1 protein-coding gene is annotated in these 627 nt (G+C 72.2%); it reads right to left on the reverse strand.

Features of this window, described 5'->3' with window-relative positions:
• On the reverse strand, positions 1–627 hold a 627-nt coding region (locus tag FVW27_RS18885), incomplete at both ends, for a FlgO family outer membrane protein (RefSeq protein WP_243838581.1).

Below are 627 nucleotides of genomic sequence, written 5' to 3' on the forward strand. Positions count from 1 at the left end.
GCTGCCGCCGCCTGCGGCGCCATGGCCACCGCCGCGCCGGAGAACGCCTGCCGCCGCCCGGCATACTGGCTCCACGGGTCGCCCTGCCCGGCCATCATCCTGCGCGTGTCGCCGCGCACCGGCAGATGGTACTCGTAGGCGGCCATCACCGCAGCATCGTCCAGCCGCACCACCCGCAACGAAACATACGCCGTCCCGCCCGCCAGCGAATAGGTGCCCACCAGGGCCGCCTGGGCGTCGTATTCCGACTGCATCAACCGGGTGGCGTCGCGCGAAAGCAGGAATTCGCCCTGCGAGGTGAAGGTCATGGCCCGGCCCATGCGCACCTCGAGCACGCGGTAGCCGTGCTGCCCCAGGCGCGAGGCCACCTGCTGCATGGTCACCCGGCCAAAGGGCGTACTGCGTTCCAGGTTGTCCACGTCGGCCAGGGTGGCCACCAGAATGGGGCTGCCCGTGCTCACGCGCGAGGCCATCACCGCGTGCAGCGCATCGGCGGCGTAGGTGTTGGCGTTGAGCAGTTCCGACCCTTCCGGCGGGTTGACCAGCACCCCTTCGGGCGCGGCGGGCTGGCGCGCTGCGGCCCCCACGGGACCGGCATCGGCCAGCGCCGGTACGGCGTGCAGGGCC

Source organism: Nitratidesulfovibrio liaohensis (assembly GCF_011682075.1).
Taxonomy (GTDB): Bacteria; Desulfobacterota; Desulfovibrionia; order Desulfovibrionales; family Desulfovibrionaceae; genus Cupidesulfovibrio; species Cupidesulfovibrio liaohensis.